Genomic DNA, 25,228 nt, shown 5'->3' on the forward strand with positions numbered 1-25,228 from the left:
CGAATCTTCTGGCAGCCGGGCGCTAGTACAGCTTGGGCGAGCCCTCCGGGCGTGTCTTGAAACGGCGGTGCACCCAGTAATACTGGCTCGGGCAGCGGCGGATCCAGCCTTCCAGTTCGCGGTTCAGGCGCGCGGTGGCTTCCTCCAGGCTGTCCTGGCCGGGGAAGTCGTCCAGCGGCGGCAGCACTTCGACATGGTAGCGGCCGCTGGCCGGATCCCAGAAGTCCAGCACGGGCAGCACCGCCGCGTTCCATTTGCGCGCGAGTTGCGCCGTGGCGACCAGGGTGGCCGCGGGGACGCCGAAAAAGGGTACGAAGACCGAACCATTGCGGCCGAAATCCATGTCCGGCAGGTAATAGACCGGCCGGGCGTCGCGGAAATGGCGGATCAGGTCGCGCACGCCCTCCTTGCGGCTGACCAGGAAGACCTCGTTGAAGCGCTTGCGCCCGGCCCGCACGATGGCGTCAACGGCCGGGTCGCGCTGGGGGGTGTACATGGTGGCGCCGCTGGGCACCTCCATGGTGAGCCGGGTGGCCGCGACGTCCAGGCCGATGAAATGCGGCGCGAGCAGGATGACCGGGCGGCCGGAGGCGGCCAGCGCGTTGATGGTCTCGGCGCCGCTGACGCTGGCCATCTCGCGGATGGCCTCGGGGCTGCCATACCAGAGCACGCCGCGATCGACGATGGATTGGCCCAGGGCGCGGAAATGATCGCGGGCCCATTGTTCGCGGGTTTGCGGGCTTTGGTCGGGAAAGCAGATCTCGAGGTTGCGCCGCACGATGCGGGCGCGCGACCGCGCCAGGCAGCGCGCCAGCCAGCCCACGCAGGCGCCGGCGCGCTGGCGCGCGCGCGGGCTCATGCGGCCGAACCAGCGGAGCAGCCCGGTCAGGGCACGGGTCTTGAAGTCGGAACTCATGAGGCAGTCGGGGCGGGTGGCGCGCCGCGCGGCGTCTTGTACCGGTTATAGCCCCAGAGATATTGCTCGGGGTAGCGGCGGATCAGTGTTTCCATGCTGTGATTGAGCAGCGCGGCCTGGGCTTGCGGGTCTTCGGGCAGGGGTTCGGGCACGCGCATGAAGTCCAGCTGCCAGCCCTGGCCCCGCGGCAGGCGCCGGGCCGCGCACAGAATGATGGGCACGCGGGCCTGGGTGGCGAGTTTGCCGGGCAGAGTCACGGTGTATGCCATGCGCCCGAAGAAAGGCGCCCACACGCCTTCGCCCACGCCGGGCGCCTGGTCGGGCAGCAGGCCCACCGCCTCGCCGCGGCGCAGGGCGCGCACGAATTCGCGCACGCCCTGCATATTGGCCGGCACGGCGTGCATGGCGGAGTTGTTGCGTGCTGTCTCCAGCAGGGGGCCGAGGATGGCCTTGCGCGGCGGACGGAACATGACGGTCAGCGGCATTTTGCGCGCCAGGTAGCGGGCCGTGATCTCGAAGCCGCCGAGGTGAGGCGTGAGAAAGAGGATGCCGCGCCCTTCGGCGAGCGCCGTGTCGACGACCGCGGCATTGGCCTCGTCTACCCGGGCCTTGCGCAGGCTTTCGGCCTCGCGGAACCAGATCCAGGGCGATTCGAGGACCATGGCGCCGATCTCGCCGGCCGCGCGCCGGGCGAAGGCCGGGGCCGGATAGCCTGCCTGGGCGGCATTGGCCCGCAGTCGCTGGCGGTATTTCCCCGGCCAGGCATAGGCCAGCCTGCCCAGGCCCCGTCCAAGTGCCTGCAGCAGCGGCAGGGGCAGGACGGCAAGAAAGCGGAAAAAGGCGAGCAGCATGTATTCGGGATAAAGGGTGGCGAGACCGGCCGCGGATCCGTCCGTAAAAACGACACGGCCGGCAGGGTTGCTTCGCCCGGGCGCTCATTTTCGCCTAAAATGCCCGAAGTCGCTGAGTTAACCGACAACTTGCGGAGCGACGTCGCGGCATCTGCCGCTTCAAATCCGCTAAAGCGTCGCGCCCAGATGCCCTCCTTGCAAGGACGATCCGGGGCGCAACGCGCCTCGTTCAACTTGAGGGCCGGCTCCCGCCGGACATGTACGTAAGGACGCATCGTGGCTAACAACGATTTTCTCTTCACCTCCGAGTCCGTCTCGGAAGGCCACCCCGACAAGGTCGCGGACCAGATCTCCGACGCCATTCTCGACGCCATCTTCACGCAGGACCCCAATGCGCGCGTGGCGGCCGAGACGCTGTGCAACACGGGCCTGGTCGTGCTGGCCGGTGAAATCACCACCAGCGCCAACGTCGACTACATCCAAGTCGCGCGCGATACCATCCGCCGCATCGGCTACGACAACACCGAGTACGGCATCGACTACAAGGGCTGCGCGGTGCTGGTCGCCTACGACAAGCAATCGCCCGATATCGCCCAGGGCGTGGACCGCAGCTCCGAGGACTACCTCAACCAGGGCGCCGGCGACCAGGGCCTGATGTTCGGTTACGCCTGCGATGAAACCCCCGACCTGATGCCCGCGCCCATCTGGTATGCGCACCGCCTGGTGCAGCGCCAGAGCGAACTGCGCAAGGATGGCCGCCTGCCGTGGCTGCGCCCGGACGCCAAGTCGCAGGTCACCTTCCGCTATGTCGACGGCCGTCCGGTCGAGGTCGACACCGTGGTGCTGTCGACCCAGCATGCGCCCGAGATTTCGCAATCCTCGATCCGCGAAGCGGTCATCGAGGACATCATCAAGCCCTGCTTTCCCGACGGCCTGATCACCCCGCAGACCAAGTTCCTGGTCAACCCGACCGGCCGCTTCGTCATCGGCGGCCCGCAGGGCGATTGCGGCCTGACCGGCCGCAAGATCATCGTCGACACCTATGGCGGCGCCTGCCCCCATGGCGGCGGCGCGTTCTCGGGCAAGGATCCGTCCAAGGTGGACCGCTCGGCCGCCTATGCCGCCCGCTATGTGGCCAAGAACGTCGTGGCCGCCGGCCTGGCGCGCCAGTGCCAGGTGCAGGTGAGCTATGCCATCGGGGTGGCCGAGCCCATCAACATCACGGTCTACACCGAAGGCACGGGCGTCATCCCCGACGACCAGATCGCCAAGCTGGTGCGCGAGCACTTCGACCTGCGTCCCAAGGGCATCGTCAACATGCTGGACCTGCTGCGCCCGATCTACACCAAGACGGCCGCCTATGGCCATTTCGGCCGCTCGGAGCCGGAATTTTCCTGGGAAGCCACCGACAAGGTCCAGGCGCTCAAGAAATCGGCCTGATATTCCGCAAGGCAAAAACCCTGGCAGCCGATGCCAGGGTTTTTTTTCGCCCGCGGGCGGGGCGGCTCACCAGACCGCGTCTTCGGCGCCCGGGGGGCGCAGGCGCGGCGCGAAGCGTTCGGCAAGGAAATCGACCAGGGCGCGGGTCTTGGCGGGCAGGTGCAGGCGCTGGGGATACAGGGCGTAGATGTCGGCCGGCGGGGTCTGCCATTGCGGCAGAATCTGGCGTAGCCGGCCCGAACGCAGATAGGGCATGGCTTCCCATTCCGAACGCATCACGATGCCTTGGCCGTCCAGGGCCCATTGCAGCGCGCATTCGCCGTCGTTGGCGCTCAGGGGGCCGCGCACCTTGATGGTCTCGCTGCGCTGGCCGGCGCGCAGGTGCCACGTGCCATAGGCCAGCTCGCTTTCGCGGATGACGATGCAACGGTGGCGCGGCAGTTCGGCCGGCGCGCGCGGCTCGCCATGGCGGCTGAGATAGGCGGGCGCCGCGCAGAGCAGGCGCCGGTTGGACGCCAGCTTGCGCGCCGTGAGCCGCGCATCGGGCATCTCGCCAAAGCGCACCGCCAGGTCGAAACCGTCTTCCAGCAGGTTGGCGCCGCGGTCGCTCAGATGCAGCTGCACCTCGACATCGGGGTAGCGATTGGCGAAGGCGGAGATGGCCGGCGCCACATGGGCGCGGCCGAACCCGAAGGTGGCGTTCACGCGCAGCAGGCCCTGGGGCTGCTCGCGCGTATTGGTCACCCGCCGCTCCAACGAGTCCAGATCCGCCAGGATGCGGGCGCCTTCGGCCAGATAGAGCTCGCCTTCCTGGGTGACATGTATGCGGCGCGTGGTCCGGTTGAGCAGCCGCACGCCGAGCCTGCGCTCGAGGTTGGCCAGGCGCGTGCTGACCGCGGCCGGTGTGATGCCGAGTTCTCGCGCCGCCGCCGACAGGTTTCCCTGCCTGACCAGGAGGCCGAAGAAAGCCAGATCCGAGATACCGTCCATGGATTATTAAATTGAATTTAATAAAGGTTTTAAAACACATTAATTATATGTTTTAACTTGGTATTTACACTGGCGGGACCATGACAACGGCCGCGCTCGACGGTCCATAACAGGAGACAACCATGCAACGTTTTTCCGTGCTTGCCGCGCTTGTGGCCCGAGGGAGCTGTTGCCTGGCCCTGGCGGCTTCGCCCGCCATGGCCGAGGAATTCCCCAGCCGGCCGATCACGCTGGTGGCGCCTTTCGCGCCCGGCGGCAGCGTGGACATCGCCGCGCGCCTGGTGGCCGATGCCTGGGGCAAGGCCCTGGGCCAGTCCATCGTGGTCGAGAACAAGGCCGGCGCGTCGGGCAATATCGGCATGGCAGCCGTGGCGCGAGCCAGGCCGGACGGCTATACGCTGGCGGTCAATACCATGTCGCTGGCCATCAATCCGGCGCTGTTTCCCGCCATGCCCTTCGACACCGAAAAGGATTTGCGCTCCGTGGGCACCATCGGCACGTCGCAGCATGTGCTGACGGTCAACAATGACCTGCCCGTGCGTGACGTCAAGGCGTTGCTGGCCTATGTGCGCGCCCGCCCGGCCAATGAACTGAGCTTCGGTTCGGCCGGAACGGGCAGTACCTTCCATATGGCCGCCGAGCTGTTCAAGTCGGTATCGGGCACCCAGATCCTGCATGTGCCCTACAAGGGGGGCGGCCCGGCCATGCTGGACACCATCAGCGGCCAGGTGCAGATGAGTTTTCCGGTGCTCTCGGCCGCCAAGCCGCAGGTCGACGGCGGTAAGCTGCGCGCCCTGGGCGTGACGGGCGCCAAGCGTTCGGCGCTCTTGCCGGATGTGCCCACGGTCGCGGAATCCGGCCTGCCCGGCTATGTCTTTGAAACCTGGTTCGTGGTCAGCGCGCCGGCGGGCACGCCCGAGGCAGTGGTGCAGCGCCTGAACACCTCGCTGGCCGAGGCCTTGCGTTCGCCCGCGATCAGCGAGCGCATGAGCCGGGAGGGTTTCGATCCCTTGATTTCCACCCCCCAGCAGACCGATGCCATGGTGGCCTCCGAGGTCAAACGCTGGGCCGATATCGTGAAGACGGCGGGCATTTCCGCCAATTGATGACGCGCCGGCAGCGTGCCGGCCAAAGGGTTTTCTCATGCCAGGCCTGACGCTCTACGACAAACTGGTGCAAAGCCATGTGGTCGAGACCTTGGACGAGGAGCACGTGCTGCTCTACGTCGATCTGCACATCATGAACGAGTACACCAGTCCGCAGGCTTTCAGCGGCCTGGCTGCCCGGGGGCGGCAGGTGTTGCGCCCCGGGCAGCAGATGGCCGTGGTCGACCATGTCATCCCCACGCACCCCGTGCCCAGCAAGGCGCGCGAGATCGCCCAGCCGGACGCGGCCCTGCAGGCGCGCAATCTCAAGCGCAACTGCGACAGCCAGGGCATCGCCCTGTTCGACACGCGGGATCCTCTGCAGGGCATCGAGCATGTGATCGCGCCCGAGCACGGCATGATCCTGCCGGGCATGGTGGTCCTGTGCGGCGACAGCCACACGACGACCTACGGCGCCCTGGGCGCGCTCGGCTTCGGCATCGGCACTTCCGAGGTCGAGCACATCCTGGCCACGCAGACCCTGGTCTACCGTCTGGCGCGCACCATGCGCATCCGCGTCGATGGCGAGCTGGGCGCCGGCGTATCGGCCAAGGACCTGGTGATTTTCCTGGTGCATCGCCTGGGCGCGCAGGGTGCGCGCGGCTATGCCGTGGAGCTGTGCGGCAGCACGGTCGCCTCGCTGTCGGCCGAGGGCCGCATGACGGTGTGCAACATGATGGTGGAGGCCGGCGCGCGCGCGGCCCTGATCGCGCCGGATGCCACCACCGAGGCCTACGTGGGCGAGCATGCGCCGCAACTGCGCGCGCGGCACTGGCAAGCCGCGCGCGCCCACTGGGCCACGCTGCGCAGCGACGAAGACGCCTGTTTCGACGCGGAGCATGGCTTTGATGCGCGCGAGATCGCGCCCTATGTGACCTGGGGCACCAGTCCCGACCAGGCGGTGCCGGTGGACGCGCCCGTGCCGGCGCTCGATGGGCTGGACGAGCTGGCCCGCGAGGCGGCCCGCCAGGCGCTGGCCTATATCGGCCTGGCGCCCGGCGCGCGCCTGGAGGGCCTGCCGATAGACCGGGTCTTCATCGGCTCGTGCACCAATGCGCGCATCGAAGACCTGCGCGTGGTGGCCGGGCTGGTGCGTGGCCGCCGCGTGGCCGCGGGCGTGCGCGCCATGGTGGTGCCCGGCTCGGGGGCGGTGCGGGACCAGGCCGAGGCCGAAGGCTTGGCGCGCGTGCTGATCGAGGCGGGCTTCGAATGGCGCCAGCCCGGCTGCTCCATGTGCCTGGCCATGAACGACGATGTATTGCGTCCGGGCGAGCGCTGCGCATCGACCACCAACCGTAATTTCGAGGGCCGCCAGGGCCGCGGCGGCCGGACGCATTTGATGAGCCCGGCCATGGCCGCGGCGGCCGCGCTGGCCGGCCATATCGTGGACATTCGCCGGGAGATCCAGGCATGAACGCCAACGCCATTCTGAGCGGCATTGCCGCGCCCCTGCCCTACAGCAACCTCGACACCGACCAGATCATGCCCAAGCAGTTCCTGCGCATCATCGACAAGGCCGGCCTGGATCGGGGATTGCTCTACGACCTGCGCTTTGACGCCCAGGGCCGGCCACGGCCCGATTGTGTCCTGAACCAGCCCGGCTACGCGGGCGCCCGCTTTCTGGTGGCGGGCCCCAACTTCGGCTGCGGGTCCAGCCGCGAGCATGCGGTATGGGGCTTGCAGCAGTTCGGCATCCGTGCCGTGATCGCGCCCAGCTTCGGCGAGATCTTCTTCTCCAACGCCATGAACAACGGCCTGTTGCTGGTGACCTTGCCCGAGGAGCAGGTGCAGTCCCTCCTGCGCCAGGTCAGCGACCCCGCGCAGGCCGCGCTGACCGTGGACGTGGCGGCGGGCCGGCTGCATGACGCAGGCGGCAGGCGTTACGATTTCGCTTTGTCGCCGCGTCACCGGCTGCGTTTCGTCGAGGGCCTGGACATGGTGGCCGCCTCGTTGCGGCAGCTGGACGCGGTGGCGCGTTTCGAGGCGCGGCACTGGCAGCGCCTGCCCTGGATGAAGGATGTGGCGCGCCAGGTGCGCCAGCGCCTGGACCGACAAGGACATCATCGTGAGTGACGACGCCTTTTTCGAGTTGCCCCCGCGGCGCATCGCCGTGGGCGATATCGCGCTGGCCGCCCGCGTGGCCGGCCGGGGACCGGCCTTGCTCCTGCTGCACGGCCATCCACAGACGCAGGCGATCTGGCATCGTCTCTGGCCGGCCCTCACTCGCCACTTCACCTGTGTGGCCGCCGACCTGCGCGGCTATGGCGACAGCGACAAGCCGCCCGCCAGCCCCGGCCATGTCGCGCATTCCAAGCGCGTGATGGCCGCCGACATGCTGGCCCTGATGCAGGCCCTGGGATTGCCCCGGTTCTCGGTGCTGGCGCACGACCGGGGCGCGCGCGTGGCGCACCGCCTGGGCCTGGACCATCCGGACCACGTCCAACGCATGATGCTGCTGGACATCGCGCCCACGCTGGATATGTACGAAGGGACGACCCGGGCCTTCGCCCAGGCCTACTACCACTGGTTCTGGCTGATACAGCCCGCACCGTTGCCCGAGACCATGATCGCCCGCGACCCGGCGTTCTATGTCCGCGGCGTCATGGGCGGGCGCCCCGGAGGCCTGGCGCATTTCTCGCCGCGGGCGCTGGCCGAATACGAGCGCTGCGCGCGCCTGCCCGGTTGGGCGACCGGCGTTTGCGAGGACTACCGGGCTTCGGCCACGATCGATCTCGAGCACGATCGCGCCTCGCGGCAGGCCGGCCAGCGCCTGGCCATGCCCTTGCGCGTGCTGTGGGGCGAGCGCGGGGCGGTCGGACGCAATTTCGATGTTTTGACGCTTTGGCGCGCGGTGGCCGCCCAGGTCGACGGCCGGGCGATAGACGCCGCCCATTATCTGCCCGAAGAGGCGGCCGCCACGGTATTGGAGGAGGCGCTGGATTTCCTGGCCGTCAAGTAATCGCCGGCCGCCGATAGGGCTATGCAAAAAGGGACGTAGGCCGGGTGCTAAGCTTGCGCCCATGAGTAGCCGTGAAGACCCCATCGAACCCGCCGCGACCGGTGCATTCGCCGCCAGCGACTCCCCCTGCGTGGCCGTTTGTTCCACGTTGTTCGATGATATCTGCCGGGGTTGCGGGCGCACGGCCATGGAAGTCGCCAACTGGGTCTTCATGACCGAGGAAGAAAAACGCGAAGTCTGGGCGCGCATCCGCGTCCAGGGCTATCCGCGGCGCAATACCTGAGGTTCCCTGTCTTCGCCCTGTCATACGCGGCGGGCCTAATCGACCCCATTGTCTCCATGGGGGCCCACCATGCGTATCGCGCTCGTGACCGATGCCTGGCATCCGCAGGTCAATGGCGTTGTCCGGACCTGGACCGCCATGTGCCGTCTGTTGGCCGAATGGGGCCACGAGGTCCGGGTCATCAGCCCCGAGGGCAGCCGCAGCGTGCCCGCGCCGTCCGAGCCGGACCTGCGCCTGTGCCTGACCCCGGGGCGCCAGCTGCGGCGCCGGCTGGGCGACTGGGTGCCCGAGGCCCTGCATATCGCCACAGAAGGGCCGCTGGGCCTGGCCGCGCGGCGCATGGCGATCAAGCGGGGATGGCGGTTCACGACGTCGTTCCACACTCTGTTTCCGGACTACCTGCAGGCGCGCATGGGCATACCCGCCGGGCTGCCCTGGCGCTATATGCGCTGGTTCCACCGGCCGTCCCAGCGTGTGCTGGTGCCCACCCCCACCGTGGCCGGCATCGTGGCCGCGCGCGGCATCGGCCAACTGAAGATCTGGTCCCGCGGGGTGGACGCCACGCACTTCCAGCCGGTGGCCTCCGAGGTTTTGGCGCATCTGCCGCGCCCCATCTGGTTGTCGGTCGGCCGCGTGGCCCGGGAGAAGAATCTGGATGCCTTCCTGTCGCTGGAGTTGCCCGGCAGCAAGGTGGTGGCCGGCGCGGGGCCGGACCTGGCCCGCTTGCGCCGCCAGTTTCCCGCCGCGCATTTCCTGGGCGGGCAGGGCGATGCCCAACTGCCGGCGCTCTATAGCGCGGCCGATGTGTTCGTGTTTCCCAGCCGGACCGACACCTTTGGCCTGGTGATGCTGGAGGCCATGGCCTGCGGCACGCCGGTGGCGGCGTTTCGCAGCGAGGCGCCGATGGCGGTGGTGAGCCAGGGCGTCACCGGCGCGCTGGACGACGATCTGGGACGCGCCTGCCTGGCCGCGCGCCAGCTGGACCGGCGCCCCGTGCGCGAGTGGGCCTTGACGCGCAGCTGGGACGCCATCGCCCAGGATCTGCTCTCGGCCCTGGTGCCCATCGATGGTCCGGCCCCCGAAAGCGCGCGCAAGCAGGCGTTGGGTGTCTGATCCGGCCGGCAGGGGTTTCCGCGGACTCGGCCGACCCGCTACAATGCCGGCTATCCCTGAGGAGCGCTGCGACGAAAGCCGGACACGACGGCTCGCCAGGCTCAGGAATCCTTGTCCAGGCGCCGCGTCTCGCGCGGCGCCTATGCAACGGCGCTCACCTTAGCCGCTAGGCCGGCAAGGTGGTGGCGCCGTGTCTTCATGGTTCTTCACGCCGGCCGGCCCAGTGTGCGCCGTTCATCTTTACGTGGAGATCTACACCGTGAACGCAGTGTCCGACAAAGCCTTTTCCGATTACATCGTCGCCGACATGGGCCTGGCCGGCTGGGGCCGCCGCGAGCTGGCCATCGCCGAGACCGAGATGCCCGGCCTGATGGCCATCCGCGAAGAGTACGCCGCCACCCAGCCGCTCAAGGGCGCGCGCATCGCCGGCAGCCTGCACATGACCATCCAGACCGGCGTGCTGATCGAAACGCTGGTGGCGCTGGGCGCCGAAGTGCGCTGGGCGTCGTGCAACATCTTCTCGACCCAGGACCACGCCGCGGCCGCCATCGCCGCCACCGGCACCCCGGTCTTCGCCATCAAGGGCGAGACCCTGGAAGAATACTGGCAATACACCCACAAGATCTTCGAGTGGCCGCAAGACCGCCACGCCAACATGATCCTGGATGACGGCGGCGACGCCACGCTGCTGCTGCACCTGGGCACCAAGGCCGAGGCCGACATCTCGGTGCTGGACAAGCCCGGCAGCGAAGAAGAGCGCGTGCTGTTTGCCACCATCAAGGAAACGCTGGCGCGCGATCCCAAGTGGTACTCGACCCGCCTGGCCCAGATCAAGGGCGTGACCGAAGAAACCACCACTGGCGTGCACCGCCTCTACCAGATGTCGCAGAAGGGCGAACTGGCCTTTGCCGCCATCAACGTCAACGACTCGGTCACCAAGTCCAAGTTCGACAACCTCTACGGCTGCCGCGAATCGCTGGTCGACGGCATCAAGCGCGCCACCGATGTGATGGTCGCCGGCAAGATCGCCGTGGTGGCCGGCTACGGCGACGTGGGCAAGGGCTGCGCCCAGGCCCTGGCCGCGCTGCGCGCCCAGGTCTGGGTGACCGAGATCGACCCGATCTGCGCCCTGCAGGCGGCGATGGAAGGCTACAAGGTCGTGACCATGGAAGAAGCCGCGCCCCACGCCGACATCTTCGTGACGGCCACCGGCAACTACCATGTGATCACCCGCGCGCACATGGAAGCCATGAAGGACCAGGCCATCGTCTGCAACATCGGCCACTTCGACAACGAGATCGACGTTGCCGCGATCGAGAAGGATTGCCAATGGGAAGAGATCAAGCCCCAGGTCGATCACGTCATCTTCCCTGACGGCAAGCGCATCATCCTGCTGGCCAAGGGCCGTCTGGTCAACCTGGGTTGCGCCACCGGCCACCCCTCGTTCGTGATGTCCTCGTCTTTCGCCAACCAGACCATCGCCCAGATCGAGCTGTTCACGCGCAATGACAGCTACACCCGTGGGCAGGTCTATGTGCTGCCCAAGCACCTGGACGAGAAAGTCGCCCGCCTGCACCTGAAAAAGCTCGGCGCCAAGCTCACGACGCTGTCGGACGCCCAGGCCCAGTACATCGGCGTGCCCGTCCATGGCCCGTTCAAGCCGGGTCATTACCGCTACTAAGCCGGGGGATGTAGCACAATAGGAGTGGCCCTCGTGGCCACCCTTCTTACAGGAGATCGATATGGCATTGATTCTGGTCTGGATCCTGAACGCCGTGGCGCTGTTGGCCGTGGCCTATCTCTTGCCCGGCATCGCCGTGGCCAGTTTCGGCTCGGCGCTCGTCGCCGCGCTGGTGCTGGGCCTGCTGAACATGCTGGTCAAGCCCGTCCTGGTGCTGCTGACGCTGCCCATCACCATCGTCACGCTCGGTCTCTTCCTGATTGTCCTGAACGCCTTGTTGTTCTGGCTGGCCGGCTCCATCCTGCGCGGCTTCCAGGTCAATGGCTTCTGGTGGGCCGTGGCGGGTGCGATTCTCTACAGCATCATCTCGGGCCTGCTGTCCAAACTCATACCCTGATGACCGACTCAACCTCTCCCGCGCTCAGCCTGGAGTTTTTCCCGCCGCGAGACATCGCCGCGCAGGAAAGGCTGGTGCGCGCGGCCAAGCAGATGCTGGCCATCCGCCCGCGCTATGTGAGCGTGACCTTCGGCGCGGGCGGCTCCACGCGCGCCGGCACCGAAGAGACCGTGCGCACGCTGACCAACCTCGGCTGCGACGCGGCGCCGCACCTGTCCTGCATCGGCGCCTCGCGCGAGCAGCTGCGCGAGATCCTCAACCACTATCGCGAAGCCGGCGTGCATCGCGTGGTGGCCTTGCGCGGCGACCTGCCCTCGGGCATGGGGGGCGATGCCGGCGAGTTGCGCTATGCCAGCGACCTGGTGCGTTTCATCCGCGAGGAAACCGGCGATTGGTTCCACATCGAAGTGGCCGCCTATCCCGAGATGCACCCGCAGGCCGCCAGCCCCACGGCCGATCTCGACCATTTCGTGGCCAAGGTCCAGGCCGGCGCGGATGCCGCGATCACGCAATATTTCTTCAATGCCGACGCCTATTTCGACTTCGTCGACCGGGCGCAGGCGCGTGGCGTGGCCATCCCCATCGTGCCGGGCATCATGCCCATCACCAACTATAGCCAGCTTTCGCGCTTTTCCGAGATGTGCGGCGCGGAGCTGCCGCGCTGGATACGCCTGCGCCTGGCCGAGTTCGGTGACGACAAGGCCTCGATCCGGGCCTTTGGCGTGGACGTGGTGACCGAGCTCTGCCAGACCTTGCTGGACAATGGCGTGCCCGGTCTGCACTTCTATACCCTGAACCAGTCGGAAGCGACCCTGGGCATCTGGAAGAACCTGCAGCTCTAAGGCAAAAAAAGGTGGCTCCCGCCGGGAGCCGCCCGCCCGCCGGCAGAACCTTATTGCGGTTCGATGCCGGCTTTTTTCATCATGCCGCCCCACTTGGTCGTTTCCGATTGCAGCCAGGTATGCAGGCCTTCGGGCGTCTGCTTGGCCGGCGGGACGATCTCGGCGCCCAGCTCGTTCATCTTGGTGGCGAACGCGGGGTCCTTCAGCGCGATGCGCAGCGCCTCGTTGATGCGGTCTATGGTGGCCTTGGGCGTGCCCTTGGGGGCATAGATGCCGTGCCAGACCATGACTTCGAAGCCCTTCAGCCCGCTTTCTTGCAGGGTGGGGGCATCGGGCAGGGCCTTGATGCGCTCCAGCGTGGTCACGCCATAGAGCTTGACGCTGCCGCCCTTGATCTGCGGCAGCGTCTGGGTAGTCTGGTCGCACAACACATCGACCTGGCCGCCCAGCAGCGCGCTCATGGCCGGCGCCGTGCCGGCATAGGGGATTTCCGTGAACTGCGTGCCCAGCGCATCCTGCAGCAGCGTGCCGCACAGCTGCGACACCGCGCCGGGACCGGCGTTGGCCAGGTTGATCTTGTTGCCGTTGGCGCGCGCATAGGCGATGAAGGCCGGCATGTCGTTGGGCGGCAGGCTCTTGCGGCCCATCAGCGTCATGGGCACGTCGGCCACCTGCCCGATGTATTCGAAGTCCTTCAGCGGATCGTAGGGCAGCTTTTTGTAGAGCGCCGGTGCCGTCGCCATGCCATTGTGGTGGATGAGCAGCGTGTAGCCGTCGGGATGGGCCCGCGAAACGAAGGACGGGCCCAGCGTGCCGCCCGCGCCGGTGCGGTTTTCGACCACGATGGGCTGGCCCAGCGTCTTGCTCATGGAGGCGCCCAGCGAGCGGGCCACGACATCGGTGGGACCTCCGGCCGCGAAGGGCACGACCAGGGTCAAGGGGTGCGTGGGATAGTTCTTGTCTTGCGCCTGGGCGCTCAGGGACAGCAGTCCGCCCAGGGCCAACAGGGCCGCGCGGCGGCTCATCGGGATACGCTTCATCAAAGTCTCACTCCGTTTTTCTGGTCCGCCGTCGCCGGCGCGCCTTGTGGGCGAGCGGGCCGATGGCGGCGATTGGCTAGTGTGAGCGAGAGCGGGCGGCCTGGCTATTCGCGATTCCGGAAATCCCACTTCGGCGGCGCCAAATGGGGATTTGCCCTAGCGTCGGTCTGAAATTCGGCTTGGCGCCCCGAGCCCTCCCCAGGCGGATGAGAGCATGAAGCCGTCACTTCCACATTGTGTCTGTCCAGGCACATCTCACCCAGGGGGCTCTCCATGCACCATTCCACATTCATTTCCCTGAAAGCCGCCGCCGCGCTGGCCGCCACGCTGCTGGCTTCCGCCGCCACGGCGGGCCAAGGCGCCGACCAGGCTTGCGGCGCCGGCACCTGCGGCAAGAAAGAAACCTCCCAGCCTCAGCGCGATGCAGGCGACGTGAATAAAAAAGACAAGAAAAAGCCCGGCGAGACCGCGCCGTCGACGTCCGACGTCCCCGAGGCGGGGTGCGGCAAAAAGGATGCCGCATGCGTCAAGCGCTAGGCGGGCCAGGGGTCGGCCTGGGCTATCGCCGAGAAATGGCCGCTTGGGACATGTCCGCCATACAGGCGGATTTTTTTGAAGTCGTCCCCGAGAACTGGTTGCGACGTGATCGCGCCCCCCTGCATCGCCTGCTGGCCAGCGGTCGCGGCATAGCCTTGCATGGGGTCTCACTGAATCTTGGCGGCCAGGCGCCGGTGGATGCGGGCTTCCTGCGATCGGTCGCCGCGCTGATGCGCGAATTAGGCAGCGATCGCTATTCCGACCATCTCGCCGCCAGCGGCGATGCCCACCAGCTCTACGATCTCTTTCCCATTCCCTTCACGAGACCCGAGGTGCGGCGCGTGGCCGACCGTATCCGTCAGGCGCAGGACATCCTGGGCCAGGCCATAGGCATAGAGAACAGCACCTGGTACACCAATGTGGGCGAAATGCGCGAGGCGGAGTTTCTGGCCGAGATCGCCGAGCGCGCGGATTGCGCCATCGTGCTCGACCTGAACAACATCGACGTCAATCACAAGAACCACGGTGGCGACGATATCGGGTCTTTCCTGGGCCGCATCGACCTGTCGCGCGTGAGCTACCTCCATGTTGCCGGCCATGAATTCGATACCCGCTTCGGCATGTACATCGATACCCACAGCCGGCCGGTAGGCGAGGAGACAGCGCGATGGGCGAGGCATCTGCTCGAGCGGCACGGGCTTGCTGTGCTGCTGGAGTGGGACAACGACGTGCCCGGACCCGAGGCCATCAACGAGGAGCTCGCATGCCTGCAGGCTTTTATGACTACGTCCGGGGGCTGAGCGAGCAGGTGCCGGCCGGCTATAGCGCGGCTGGCATGCGCGTCTACCGCCATCTGGTCTATTTAGGCGCAAGCCAGATGGTGGATGCGGGTTTTCCGGGCCTGCGCGACGGGATGGGCGAAGCGGCTTGGCGCCTCCTCATCGAGGGCTTTGTGCGGCAGTCCGCCTGGACGTCGCACTTCTATGGAGATCTACAGAATGAGTTTCGGGATTTTGTCTCGCGCGCGGCGGCATGAGCCGGCCCTGGCCTTGCTCTTGCTGCGCCTCTGGGCGGGCTGGGAGTTCGCGCGGGCGGGATGGGTCAAGCTGGGCGGGGGGATGCAGGCGCCCGCCTGGTTTCGCGGCCTGGACATGCCTATCCCCCAGTCCTGGCTGCCGGCGGATGTCAATTGGCTGGCCGCCGGGATTCTTGAGTTGCTGCTGGGGCTGGCGCTTATCGTCGGGCTGAGCACGCGCTGGGCCGCCGGCCTGTTGCTTTATATCGTCTTCGTGGCCGTTTATGCGGTGCATTTCGATTTGGGCTGGAAGGGCTGGAACCAGATCGACACCGATGATGGTCTGGGCTTCAAGGTGCCCCTGATGCTGGCCTTGATGTTGTTCGCCTTGTTTGCCTGCGGTGCCGGTAGCTTTTCCGTGGACAGGCTGATGCTGGGCCGGCGGAAAGCGGGCTAATTGGCCTGCGTCGGCGCGCCGCCCTGGGCCAGCAGCTGTGGCGCGGCATAGCGGTTGCCGGCCATCCCGGCCGGCAGGATACGCATGGGCTGGTGCACACGGTGCGCCGGCACCAGCGAATCGGGGTCTTCGGGCCGGCTCCATAGCGGATCGGGGATCTCGGCGAAGACTTGGCGCAGCCTTTCCCCCCAGGTGCCGCGTATCATGGCGAAGTACTCGTTGTGCTCGTCGATGCTGGAGAAATGCGTCACCCGCAGGGCGTCGGCCTCATACACCAGCAGATCCAGCGGCAAGCCGACCGAGAGGTTGGATCGCAGCGTGGAGTCCATCGAGATGAGGGCGCATTTGGCGGCTTCGTCCAGCGGCGTATCCGGGCGCAGCACGCGATCCAGGATGGGCTTGCCGTACTTGGCCTCGCCGATCTGGAAATACGGGCACTCGGGTGTGGCCTCGATGAAGTTGCCCGCCGCATAGACCTGGAACAAGCGGCAGGCCGCGGTGCCGATCTGGCCGCCGAAGATCAGGTTGATATTGAATTCCACGCCCTGTTCGCGCAGCGCCTGCGCATCGCGTTCATAGACCAGCCGTATGGCGTGTCCCACACGCCGGGCCGCCTCGAACATATTGGGCACGCGCCATATCGAATCGGGCCGTTGGGCGTTTTCCTGGGCCAGCACATTAAGCACGGCCTGGCTGATGGCCAGATTGCCGGAGGTCATGAGCACCATGACACGGTCGCCCGGCAGCTCGAAGACATGCAGCTTGCGGAAAATGCTGATCTGGTCGACGCCGGCATTGGTGCGCGAGTCGGAAAGGAAGACCAGGCCCTGGTTCAGCTGGGCTGCGATGCAGTAGGTCATGGCGCGGACGGCAAGAAAGAAGGATGTGGGGGATGCGGTCTATTGCTGGTGGGCGGCCTGGACCTGCACCGAAACGCTCATGACCTCGCCGCCGCCGCCGTTGCGCACACCGCGCACCGGCGAGGCCGAGTCATAGTCGCGGGCCACGGCCAGCCGGCAATGGCAGTCCGAGGCGAACTGGCGGTTGGTGATGTCCACGCTGACCCAGCCCTGGCCATCGAGCCAGACATCGGCCCAGGCGTGGCTGGCCGCGTGGGCGGCTTCGGTGTAGAGGTAGCCGCTGACGTAGCGCGCCGGCACGCCCAGGCCGCGCGCGCAGGCCAGAAAGAGATGGGCGTGGTCTTGGCAGACGCCATGGCCCAGTTTCAGGACTTCGCCGGCGGCCGTGCCGACATCGGTGGCGCCGGGCTCGTAATGCACGCGATCGCAAATGGCTTCGGCCAGGGTCAGGGCGTCATGCGGGGTCTTCATGCCTTGCGACAGCGCGCCCCGAGTGAAGTCGCGCACCGCGGCGTCGGCATGCGTCAACGGCGTGGGCACGCAGAAGGCATGCAGGGGCAGGCGGTGGTCTTCGTCAGGCAGCCGTCCCTCGGGCAGCATGTCGATCTCGATGTGGCCGGTGACGCGCAGTTCGATTTCATCATGTGGCCGGGTCATGGTCAGGGTGTGGGTGATGTTGCCGAAGGCATCGACCTGTTCCTGCAGAGGGCCGGGCGCGTCGATGAACCAGCGCAGGGCGCGCTGGTGCTCGTCCTGGCGCGGCGTCAGGCGCAGGACCTGGATGCTGTAGCTCACCGGCGAGGTGTAACGATAGTGGGTGACGTGGCGGATCAGGTGCTTCATGCGGGCTCCGGGGTCAGGTCGACAGCGGCAGCAGGAAATCCTGGCTGATGCGGTTGCCCAGGTCATTGATGCGTTCGAGAAAGCTTTCCAGAAAGCCGTGCAGGCCGCCGCGCAGGATGTCCTCCACACGGCCGAAGCGCAGTTCCGCGCTCAGCCTGCCGGCGCGGCGTTCGGTTTCGGCCGAGCGCTCATTGGCCACCCTGGCCAGGTTGTCGGCCACGGCCTGCGTCGAGGCCAGCAGCGAGCGGGGCATGTCGCCGTGCAGGATGAGCAGTTCGGCCACGCGGTCGGGCGTGACCACGTCGCGGTAGACCTTGCGATAGATCTCCAGGCCGGAGACCGAGCTCAGGATGGCCGACCAGCGGTAGAACTCGTTCTGCGGGCCGTGCTCGCCTTCATGGAATTTCACGTCCAGCAGGCGCGCGGTGTTGTCGGCGCGCTCCAGGTGCATGCCAAGGCGGAGAAAGCACAGCGCCTCGTCTTCGAGCATGGTGCCCAGGGTGACGCCGCGCGCGACGTGCGAGCGGAATTTCACCCATTCGAAGAACTCGCCCGGATTGCGTTCCAGCAGGCCGGATTGCAGGTGTTTTTGCAGTTCCAGCCAGGTGCTGTTGTAGGTTTCCCAGAGTTCGGTGGTGAGACTGCCGCGCACGGCGCGGGCGTTTTCGCGCGCGGCGCGCAGGCAGGCATGGATGGAGGAGGGATTGTCGGGATCGCGCACCATGAAGTGCAGCACGCTGGCCGGGGTGAGCGCGTCGTGCCGGGCCTCGTAGTGACGGTGCAGCTCCGAGATGCGCAGCAGGGCGCGCCAGGAGTTCTCGCGGGTAAGCGCATCCTGGGGCAGCAGCGACATCTGCAGATTGACATCCAGCATGCGCGCCGTGCTTTCGGCGCGCTCGATGTAGCGGCACATCCAGAAAAGATGGTCGGCGGTTCGGCTCAGCATGGTCAGTCTTCCAGTACCCAGGTGTCCTTGGTGCCCCCGCCCTGGCTGCTGTTGACCACCAGCGAGCCCTCGGTCAGGGCCACGCGGCACAGGCCGCCCGGCACGGTGCGGATATCCTTGCCGCACAGGACGTAGGGGCGCAGGTCCACGTGGCGCGGCGCCACGCCGGATTCCACATAGGTGGGGATGGTCGACAGCGACAGCGTGGGCTGCGCGATGTAGTTGGCCGGATTGGCCAGCACGCGCTGCTTGAAGTCTTCCACTTCCTGGCGGCTGGCGCAGGGGCCGACCAGCATGCCGTAGCCGCCGGCGCCGTGGACCTCTTTGACGACCAGGTCCTGCATGTGCGCCAGCACATGCGAGCATTCCTCGGGCCGCGCGCACTGCCAGGTCGGCACATTGGACAGCAGCGGCTCTTCGCCCAGGTAGAAGCGGATCATCTCCGGGACATAGAGATAGGTGGACTTGTCGTCGGCGATGCCCGTGCCGATGGCGTTGGCCAGAGTGACGCGGCCGGCGCGATAGGCCGACAGCAGGCCGGGCACGCCCAGCGCCGAGTCCGCCCGGAACGAGAGGGGATCGAGAAAATCGTCGTCCAGCCGGCGGTAGATCACATCCACGCGGCGCGGGCCGCGCGTGGTGCGCATATAGACGGTGTTCTGCTCGACGAAGAGATCCTGGCCTTCGACCAGCTCGACGCCCATTTGCTGGGCCAGGAAGGCATGTTCGAAATAGGCCGAGTTGTACATGCCCGGGGTGAGCACCACCACCGTGGGATCGTCATTGCCGCCCGGGGCGACTTCGCGCAGATTGTCCAACAGCAGATCGGGATAGTGCGCCACGGGCCGGACCTTGTTGCTGCCGAAGGCGTCTGGCATCAGGCGCATGGACATCTTGCGGTTTTCCAGCATGTAGGAAACACCGGAGGGCACGCGCAGATTGTCCTCCAGTACATAGAACTCGCCCGCGCCGGCGCGCACGATGTCCACGCCCGCGACGTGACAATAGATATCCTCGGCGACGTCGATGTCTTGCATCTCCGGCCGGTATTGCGCGTTGAGAAAGACTTGTTCGGCCGGCACGATGCCGGCGCGCACGATATCGTGGTCGTGATAGATATCGTGGATGAAACGGTTGAGCGCGCGCACGCGCTGCTTCAGGCCGGCATCCAGGCGCTGCCACTCGGCCGCGGCGATGATGCGCGGGATGAGGTCGAAGGGGATGAGGCGCTCGGTGCCTGCCGCGTCGCCCGCCACGGAAAAGGTGATGCCCACGCGCCGGAAGCTCAGGTCGGCCTCGATCTGGCGCGCCGCCATCGCTTCGGCGGGCTGGCCGTCCAGCCAATAGGCATAGCCCTCATAGTGGGGACGGACGCGGCCCTGGGCGTCGAACATCTCGTCAAAGGCAATGGCGGGCCCGTCCTTCATGTTGTCTCCTGCGGTGGCGCGGCCACCTTGGCGGCGCCATTTACAGAAGGATCAAGCAAGCCCCATGCCAGCTTGGGCATGCACGGTGGCGCCCGGGGCGCACGCCGGCGCGCACCATAAGAGGTGCCGGCCGGTGCTTCAGGATGGTGCGTCTAGCGCAAAATGTGCGAAAACACGCTGCCGCGGCCGGCCGGCAGGCCGCCGGTTTCCAGCGGCGCCTCGGGCACCCACCCCGAGGGCGTGAGCACGGCGGCCAGGGGGACGTCATGCGGGGCCGGCTTGTAGTCTTCCGGCAACAGTCCTTCGTCCCAGGCAATACCGATAGCCGTATGGGGATGGCCGGCCGCGGTCAGGGCGGCCAGCGTGCGGTCGTAGTAGCCGCCACCATAGCCCAGCCGCTCGGCGCCGGCTGTATACCCCAGGGTGGGCACCAGCAGCACATCGGGAACGACGAGGTCGCCATCCCGCGGTTCGGCGATGCCATAGGCGCCCGCCTGCATGGGGGCATCCGGCGTCCAGCGGCGGAATTCCAGGGCGGCTCCCCGGTCGCGCACCACGGGCAGGCAGACGGTGATGCCGGCGTCGGCCCACTGTTGTAACAGCGGCCGCAGGTCCGGCTCTTCGGCCATGGGCCAGAAGGCCGCGACGCTTTGCAGCGGCCGGCCCAGCCCGGCCGCCCGTTCGCGCGCCATATTGAGCCACGTGAAGAGGCGGCCGCGCATCATCAGCGCACCCCGGCTGCGTTGATTTTCGGGCAGCTCGGCGCGTTGGCGGCGCAATCGCGCGCGCAGCGCGACTGCGGTATTCTCTCCAGTATTTTGGGTCTGCATACGGGCGGGCCTGGTCTAGCGGTGTAAGGCGTGAAGGGGCGGACGATGAAGCCTACGGTGAAAGCGGGGCGTCAATCCCAACGGTATCAGAATTCCTTGGCATCGGGCGGGCTGCGGCGCCTGCTGCCGCTGCTGGCCCTGCTGGCCGCGGGCTGTGCGCCAGTGGACGCGCAGCAGCGCGCCGAGCCGGCCGCCTCGCCGGGGCCGGCGCTGGCCTTGCAGGCCTCGCTGGCGCCCGAGCAGGCTGCGCGGCCCATCGCCGTGCCGCGCGCCGTGTTGGCCGGGCTGCCCGCGTCGCCCGATTCGACGGCCCGCCAAGCGGTGGTCGCGGCGCGCGAGGCCATGATGCGCAAGCAGTGGTCGGTGCTGGGCGCGCTTGCGCCCCAGGCCGAACCTGATGTGCTGGGCGCCTACCCGCAATATTGGCTGCTGCGCTATCAACTGGCCGCGCCGCCCAATGGCGTGCGTCCCGACAGCCAGCTCACGCGATTCCTGGCCGCCAACGCCGGCAGCTACCTCGAAGACCGGCTGCGCACCGACTGGATACTGGCCGCCGCGCGCAGCGGGGACTTCGAGACGGTGCGCCGCCTGGCGCCGGCCAAGGCCGGCAATGCCCAGGTGGCTTGCGCGGTGCTCGATGCGCGCCACATGACGGGCAAGCGCGCCACGGCCGAAGAGGCGCTGAAGGTCTTCGCGCCGGGTTCGGCCTGCTGGGCGCTGTATGACCAATTGGTCGCCGACCGCATCCTCGGCTGGGATGAGCTCCTGCCGCAATTGCGCGATGCCATCGAAAACAACCGGACCACGGACGCGCGCAAGCTGGTGCAGTATCTGTTCGAGCCGCAGGACGTCAAGACCTACGACCTGATGATGCGCGACCCGATGAAGTGGCTGGTGCGCCAGGGCAAGTCGCCGGTGGGCCGCAATGAAAAGGAGCTGATCACCTTGGCGCTGGCCCGCCTGGCGCGCTCGGATATCAGCGTGGCCGACTCCTATCTGGAGCGCGAATGGGCCCGGCATCTGCCCCGTGCCCATCTGGCCTGGGTACGCGGGCAGTATGCGCTGGCCGCCGCCGTCGCGCTCGATCCGCGCGCCTATGATTGGTATCGCGAGGCGGGCCACATCCGCATGACGGACAACAACCACGCCTGGAAAGTCCGCGCCGCGCTGCGCCAGCAGCGCGTGGACTGGAAATGGGTCGTGGCCTCGATAGACGAGATGTCCCCTGCCCAGCGCAATGAAGAAGTCTGGGTCTATTGGAAAGCGCGCGGGCAGGCCGCGCTGGGCCAGACCGCCGAGGCGCAGCGCGCCTACGCCAGCATCGCCGGCCAGTTCAATTTCTATGGCCAGCTTGCCACCGAGGAGCTGGGCCAGCGTATCCAGCTGCCACCCCAGGCCGCGCCGGTCAATGACGCCGAAATGCGTGAGGCCCGCGCCAATCCCGCGCTGGTGCGCGCCGTGCATATGTTCCGCCTGGGCTGGCGCTCGGAAGCCGTGCCCGAATGGAATTTCGCCCTGCGCGGCATGAATGACCGCCAGCTGCTGGCTGCCGCCGAGCTGGCGCGGGCCGAGGGTATTTATGACCGCGTGGTCAACACCTCGGAGCGCACCGAACGCGAGTTCGATTTTTCGCAACGCTATATCGCGCCCTTCGAGGGCCGCGTGTCGGCCAAGGCGCGCGCGCTGGACGTGGACCCGGCCTGGGTCTACGGCCTCATCCGCCAGGAGTCGCGTTTCATCATGGATGCCCGTTCGCATGTGGGCGCCTCGGGGCTGATGCAGCTCATGCCCGCCACGGCCAAATGGGTGGCCGGCAAGATAGGGATGACCGACTTCACGCCGGGCAGTGTCAACGATTTCGATGTCAACACCGAACTCGGCACGCAATACCTCAACATGGTGCTGCGCGACCTGGACGGCTCGCAGATGCTGGCCAGCGCCGGCTATAACGCCGGCCCGGGCCGGCCGCGCAACTGGCGCGCGACCTTCAGCCACCCGGTCGAGGGCGCAGTGTTCGCGGAAACCATCCCGTTTACCGAGACGCGCCTCTACGTCAAGAATGTGATGTCCAACGCCGTCTACTATGCGGCCATGTTCACGGGACAGCCGCAGTCGCTCAAGGAGCGGCTGGGCAATGTGGTGCCGCCGGCCGCCGTCATGGCCAAGTCGCCATGAGCGCCACGCCGGATCCGGCCACCGCGGGCCTGGAGGTCTACATCGTCGGCGGCGCGGTGCGCGACGCGCTCCTGGGATTGCCAGCCGGTGACCGCGATTGGGTGGTGGTGGGCGCGACGCCCGAGGAGATGGTCAGGCGCGGCTTCATCCCGGTGGGCGGCGATTTCCCGGTGTTTCTGCACCCGGTGAGCAAGGAGGAGTACGCCCTGGCGCGCACCGAGCGCAAATCGGGACGCGGCTACAAGGGCTTTACCTTCTACACCGGCGCCGACGTCAGCCTGGAGCAGGACCTGCGTCGGCGCGATTTCACCGTCAACGCCATCGCGCGCGCGCGGGATGGCCGGCTTGTCGACCCCCTGGGCGGCCAGGCCGACTTGCGCGCGCGGCGCTTTCGCCACGTGGGCGAAGCCTTTGCCGAGGACCCGGTGCGCATCTTGCGGCTGGGCCGCTTTGCGGCCCGCTTCACCGATTTCGGCGTGGCGCCCGAAACGCGGGCGCTCTGCCAGGAGATGGTGGCCCAGGGCGAGGTCGATGCGCTGGTGCCCGAGCGCGTCTGGAAGGAATTGTCGCGCGGCCTCATGGAGGCCATGCCTTCGCGCATGCTGCGCATCTGGGACGACTGCGGCGCCCTGTCCCGCGTGATGCCGCAATTGGCGCAATGGGAAGCCATTGCGCCGGACCTGGACGAGGCGGCGCGGCGCGGGCTGCCGCTGCCCGGCCGCTATGCCTTGCTGACCCGCCTGAGCCCCGGGCGCGACGCCTTGGCCGCGCGCCTGCGCGTGCCGGGCGAGTGCGCTGACCAGGCGCGCCTGTTGCCCGTGTGGCTGCAAGCCTTGCCGGCGGCATCGGTGTCCGCGCGCCTGGACCTCATCGAGCGTTGCGACGGCTTGCGCAAGCCCGAGCGTTTCCTGGCCTTGGCCGAGACAGCATCGGTCGTGGCCGAGGTTGATGCCAGCCAATGGCGCGGCGACCTGGAGGCGGTGCGCGGCGTCGATGCCGGCGCCATCGCGCGGCAATGCGCGGGCGAGCCCGCGCGCATCAAGCCGGCCTTGCGCCAGGCACGCCTGGCGGCCCTGGCCGCGGCCTAGAGACTGCCGCGGCGGTCGCCGCGCGTGAATCCCATCGGGCCGGCCGGCACGCCGCGGCCGATGGCAAGCACTTTGAAGAGTTCGCCCATCTCGGCTTCGGAGAGGAGCTTCTGCACCGGTGCGGCCGCCTGCGCATAGGCCCGGCTGTCGGCGGGGTCCAGCCGGCCCAGCAGTTCCAGCAGGCCGGCGTTCATCAGGAAGCGCGCCTGCGAGGTATAGCCCAGCACATCCAGGCCGCCTTCGAGCGCGGCGTCGGCCATGGCGGTGAAATCCACATGCGCCGTGATGTCCTGCACGCCGGGCGCCACGAAGGGATCGGCATGCGCATGATGGCGCAGGTGGCACATCAGCGTGCCGCCCGCGCGCTGCGGGTGATAGTACTCATGCCGGGGAAAACCATAGTCGAGCAGCAGGGCGGCGCCGCGCCTGAGCCAGCGGCCCATCTCGCGCACCCAGGCCTCGGCCTGCAGGTTGATTTCCGATACATACCCGGGCAGCGCGGGCAGGCGCGCGGCGACCGCCGCGGCCAGCGCCGCATCGGCGGGGCGATCCTGCCATACGAAACCGTCCTGCCAGCCCACGCCGCGCTCCAGCACCTGGCCGTGCTCGTCAAGGCGGAACAGGCGCACCGGCATGGCGTCGAGCACTTCGTTGGCCAGCACCACGCCTTCGAAGGCCTCGGGCAGTTGGTCCAGCCATTGCACGCGGCCCGGGTCCAGGCGGGCTTGCTGGCGCGCACGCAGGTCGGCCGAGACTTCGACGATGGTGTACTCGACCGCCAGGCCCAGGCGGTCCAGCTCGGCCATCACGCCCTCGGCCAGGGCGCCGGTGCCGGCGCCGAATTCGAGCACGCGCGCCGTGCCGGTGGCTTGCAGCCACTGGGCGGCCTGACGCGCCAGCGTGCCGGCAAAGAGGGGGCTGAGTTCCGGCGCGGTGACGAAATCCCCGCCCGGCTGGCGCGCATCGCCGGGGTCCGAGGCCAGCTTGATGGAGCCGGCGGTGTAATAACCCAGGCCCGGCGCATACAGGGCCTGGGCCATCCATTGCTCGAAGGACAGCCAGCCGCCCGCGGCGTCGATCCGCCGGCGCAGGTGGGCGGCCACGGCCGCGCTGTGCGCGCTGGCCTCGGTGTCCAGGGCCGGCAGGGAAGAAGAGAGAGTCGGTTGCATGGCGCTATTTTCCCATGCGCCCGAGGCCGGTGCTTGGCGGGGGGCGGGGACGAAAAAAAAACCGGGCCCTGCCGGGCCCGGTCTTCATGGCTGCTGGCGATCAGCCGCGGCGGTCGCCGGCGGGCTTGCCGAAACGCTTGCCCGGCGCGCCGCGCTTGTCAAAGCTGCGCTGGGGGCGGTCGCCGAAGTCGCGCTGGGGGCGGTCGCCGAAGCTGCGCTGGGGA

The 25,228-nt window shown here is 67.7% G+C and carries 26 protein-coding genes and 1 riboswitch; of the genes, 16 read left to right on the forward strand and 10 right to left on the reverse strand.

Annotation, left to right across the window (positions count from 1 at the left end; genetic code table 11):
• Positions 1-22 precede the first annotated feature (22 nt).
• Complete coding sequence (locus AXA74_RS07070; protein WP_029579855.1) at positions 23-916, reverse strand: lysophospholipid acyltransferase family protein; 894 nt, start codon at positions 914-916, stop codon at positions 23-25.
• Positions 913-1,767: a lysophospholipid acyltransferase family protein gene (locus tag AXA74_RS07075; protein WP_029579854.1), complete on the reverse strand. Its 855-nt coding sequence runs from the start codon at positions 1,765-1,767 to the stop codon at positions 913-915. The genes AXA74_RS07070 and AXA74_RS07075 overlap by 4 nt, the downstream gene beginning before the upstream one ends.
• 276 nt (positions 1,768-2,043) lie before the next feature.
• Here AXA74_RS07075 and metK point away from each other — a divergent pair, with 276 nt between their 5' ends.
• Positions 2,044-3,207, forward strand: a complete 1,164-nt coding sequence (metK, locus tag AXA74_RS07080; RefSeq protein ID WP_029579853.1) for a methionine adenosyltransferase — start codon at positions 2,044-2,046, stop codon at positions 3,205-3,207.
• A gap of 66 nt (positions 3,208-3,273) precedes the next feature.
• Here metK and AXA74_RS07085 read toward each other — a convergent pair whose 3' ends face one another.
• Entirely contained in the window at positions 3,274-4,197 is a 924-nt protein-coding gene (locus tag AXA74_RS07085; protein WP_029579852.1) for a LysR substrate-binding domain-containing protein, read from the reverse strand.
• Positions 4,198-4,319: 122 nt separating this feature from the next.
• Here AXA74_RS07085 and AXA74_RS07090 point away from each other — a divergent pair, with 122 nt between their 5' ends.
• The 9 genes from AXA74_RS07090 (at position 4,320) to metF (ending at position 12,617) form a co-directional block, all read left to right on the forward strand.
• The gene (locus tag AXA74_RS07090) at positions 4,320-5,303 is read left to right on the forward strand and encodes a Bug family tripartite tricarboxylate transporter substrate binding protein (protein WP_032963162.1); all 984 of its coding nucleotides are present in this window, start codon (positions 4,320-4,322) and stop codon (positions 5,301-5,303) included.
• A 37-nt stretch (positions 5,304-5,340) separates the two neighbouring features.
• Positions 5,341-6,756, forward strand: coding sequence for a 3-isopropylmalate dehydratase large subunit (leuC, locus tag AXA74_RS07095; protein WP_032958568.1), 1,416 nt, complete (start codon positions 5,341-5,343; stop codon positions 6,754-6,756).
• Positions 6,753-7,415 carry a 3-isopropylmalate dehydratase small subunit gene (leuD, locus tag AXA74_RS07100; protein WP_029579849.1) on the forward strand — a complete coding sequence of 221 codons (663 nt, stop codon included), beginning with the start codon at positions 6,753-6,755 and terminating at the stop codon, positions 7,413-7,415. The genes leuC and leuD overlap by 4 nt, the downstream gene beginning before the upstream one ends.
• Positions 7,360-8,301, forward strand: a complete 942-nt coding sequence (locus tag AXA74_RS07105) for an alpha/beta hydrolase (protein WP_029579848.1) — start codon at positions 7,360-7,362, stop codon at positions 8,299-8,301. The genes leuD and AXA74_RS07105 overlap by 56 nt, the downstream gene beginning before the upstream one ends.
• A 61-nt stretch (positions 8,302-8,362) precedes the next feature.
• Entirely contained in the window at positions 8,363-8,584 is a 222-nt protein-coding gene (locus tag AXA74_RS07110) for a DUF1289 domain-containing protein (RefSeq protein WP_032958558.1), read from the forward strand.
• Between the two features lie 69 nt (positions 8,585-8,653).
• On the forward strand, positions 8,654-9,697 hold the full coding sequence (locus AXA74_RS07115) for a glycosyltransferase family 4 protein (RefSeq protein WP_032958767.1): 1,044 nt from the start codon (positions 8,654-8,656) through the stop codon (positions 9,695-9,697).
• A 52-nt stretch (positions 9,698-9,749) separates the two neighbouring features.
• Positions 9,750-9,860, forward strand: a riboswitch (S-adenosyl-L-homocysteine riboswitch).
• Positions 9,861-9,956: 96 nt separating this feature from the next.
• The gene (gene ahcY / locus AXA74_RS07120; RefSeq protein ID WP_029579845.1) at positions 9,957-11,378 is read left to right on the forward strand and encodes an adenosylhomocysteinase; all 1,422 of its coding nucleotides are present in this window, start codon (positions 9,957-9,959) and stop codon (positions 11,376-11,378) included.
• Positions 11,379-11,439: 61 nt separating this feature from the next.
• A complete protein-coding gene (locus AXA74_RS07125) occupies positions 11,440-11,775 on the forward strand; it encodes a phage holin family protein (RefSeq protein ID WP_032958555.1) in 336 nt (111 codons plus the stop codon).
• Entirely contained in the window at positions 11,775-12,617 is an 843-nt protein-coding gene (gene metF / locus AXA74_RS07130) for a methylenetetrahydrofolate reductase [NAD(P)H] (protein ID WP_032958553.1), read from the forward strand. The genes AXA74_RS07125 and metF overlap by 1 nt, the downstream gene beginning before the upstream one ends.
• Before the next feature lie 50 nt (positions 12,618-12,667).
• Here metF and AXA74_RS07135 read toward each other — a convergent pair whose 3' ends face one another.
• A complete protein-coding gene (locus AXA74_RS07135; RefSeq protein ID WP_032963164.1) occupies positions 12,668-13,657 on the reverse strand; it encodes a tripartite tricarboxylate transporter substrate-binding protein in 990 nt (329 codons plus the stop codon).
• 273 nt (positions 13,658-13,930) lie between these two features.
• On the opposite strand from AXA74_RS07135, the gene AXA74_RS07140 reads away from it, so the two are divergent.
• From AXA74_RS07140 to AXA74_RS07155, 4 genes are read left to right on the forward strand one after another with little or no spacing between them, the layout of a single operon-like run.
• Positions 13,931-14,194, forward strand: coding sequence for a hypothetical protein (locus AXA74_RS07140; protein ID WP_032979205.1), 264 nt, complete (start codon positions 13,931-13,933; stop codon positions 14,192-14,194).
• Positions 14,179-14,994, forward strand: coding sequence for a DUF692 domain-containing protein (locus tag AXA74_RS07145; RefSeq protein WP_032963166.1), 816 nt, complete (start codon positions 14,179-14,181; stop codon positions 14,992-14,994). Before AXA74_RS07140 ends, AXA74_RS07145 begins: the two co-directional genes overlap by 16 nt.
• On the forward strand, positions 14,958-15,230 hold the full coding sequence (locus tag AXA74_RS07150) for an HvfC/BufC family peptide modification chaperone (RefSeq protein ID WP_029579840.1): 273 nt from the start codon (positions 14,958-14,960) through the stop codon (positions 15,228-15,230). Before AXA74_RS07145 ends, AXA74_RS07150 begins: the two co-directional genes overlap by 37 nt.
• Entirely contained in the window at positions 15,193-15,666 is a 474-nt protein-coding gene (locus tag AXA74_RS07155) for a DoxX family membrane protein (protein ID WP_032979204.1), read from the forward strand. Before AXA74_RS07150 ends, AXA74_RS07155 begins: the two co-directional genes overlap by 38 nt.
• On the opposite strand, the gene AXA74_RS07160 is transcribed toward AXA74_RS07155, so the two are convergent.
• The 5 genes from AXA74_RS07160 to AXA74_RS07180 all read right to left on the reverse strand — a co-directional run bounded on the left by AXA74_RS07160 (position 15,663) and on the right by AXA74_RS07180 (position 20,572).
• Positions 15,663-16,526 (reverse strand): proteasome-type protease, encoded by an 864-nt coding sequence (locus tag AXA74_RS07160; RefSeq protein WP_029579838.1) that lies wholly within the window; start codon positions 16,524-16,526, stop codon positions 15,663-15,665. The genes AXA74_RS07155 and AXA74_RS07160 overlap by 4 nt on opposite strands.
• A 39-nt stretch (positions 16,527-16,565) precedes the next feature.
• Positions 16,566-17,369, reverse strand: coding sequence for a transglutaminase family protein (locus AXA74_RS07165; RefSeq protein ID WP_029579837.1), 804 nt, complete (start codon positions 17,367-17,369; stop codon positions 16,566-16,568).
• Positions 17,370-17,382: 13 nt separating this feature from the next.
• Positions 17,383-18,315: an alpha-E domain-containing protein gene (locus tag AXA74_RS07170; protein ID WP_029579836.1), complete on the reverse strand. Its 933-nt coding sequence runs from the start codon at positions 18,313-18,315 to the stop codon at positions 17,383-17,385.
• A 2-nt stretch (positions 18,316-18,317) separates the two neighbouring features.
• Complete coding sequence (locus AXA74_RS07175) at positions 18,318-19,742, reverse strand: circularly permuted type 2 ATP-grasp protein (protein WP_029579835.1); 1,425 nt, start codon at positions 19,740-19,742, stop codon at positions 18,318-18,320.
• Between the two features lie 152 nt (positions 19,743-19,894).
• On the reverse strand, positions 19,895-20,572 hold the full coding sequence (locus AXA74_RS07180) for a 5-formyltetrahydrofolate cyclo-ligase (RefSeq protein WP_032973081.1): 678 nt from the start codon (positions 20,570-20,572) through the stop codon (positions 19,895-19,897).
• A gap of 57 nt (positions 20,573-20,629) precedes the next feature.
• Here AXA74_RS07180 and AXA74_RS07185 point away from each other — a divergent pair, with 57 nt between their 5' ends.
• Both AXA74_RS07185 and AXA74_RS07190 read left to right on the forward strand, forming a co-directional pair.
• A complete protein-coding gene (locus AXA74_RS07185; protein ID WP_029579833.1) occupies positions 20,630-22,747 on the forward strand; it encodes a lytic transglycosylase domain-containing protein in 2,118 nt (705 codons plus the stop codon).
• The gene (locus AXA74_RS07190) at positions 22,744-23,835 is read left to right on the forward strand and encodes a tRNA CCA-pyrophosphorylase (protein WP_029579832.1); all 1,092 of its coding nucleotides are present in this window, start codon (positions 22,744-22,746) and stop codon (positions 23,833-23,835) included. Before AXA74_RS07185 ends, AXA74_RS07190 begins: the two co-directional genes overlap by 4 nt.
• Here the strand turns inward: AXA74_RS07190 and AXA74_RS07195 are convergent.
• Positions 23,832-25,004 carry a class I SAM-dependent methyltransferase gene (locus AXA74_RS07195; protein WP_032979203.1) on the reverse strand — a complete coding sequence of 391 codons (1,173 nt, stop codon included), beginning with the start codon at positions 25,002-25,004 and terminating at the stop codon, positions 23,832-23,834. The genes AXA74_RS07190 and AXA74_RS07195 overlap by 4 nt on opposite strands.
• Positions 25,005-25,228 lie beyond the last annotated feature (224 nt).

Source organism: Bordetella hinzii LMG 13501 (genome assembly GCF_001548475.1).
GTDB classification, from domain to species: domain Bacteria; phylum Pseudomonadota; class Gammaproteobacteria; order Burkholderiales; family Burkholderiaceae_B; genus Bordetella; species Bordetella hinzii.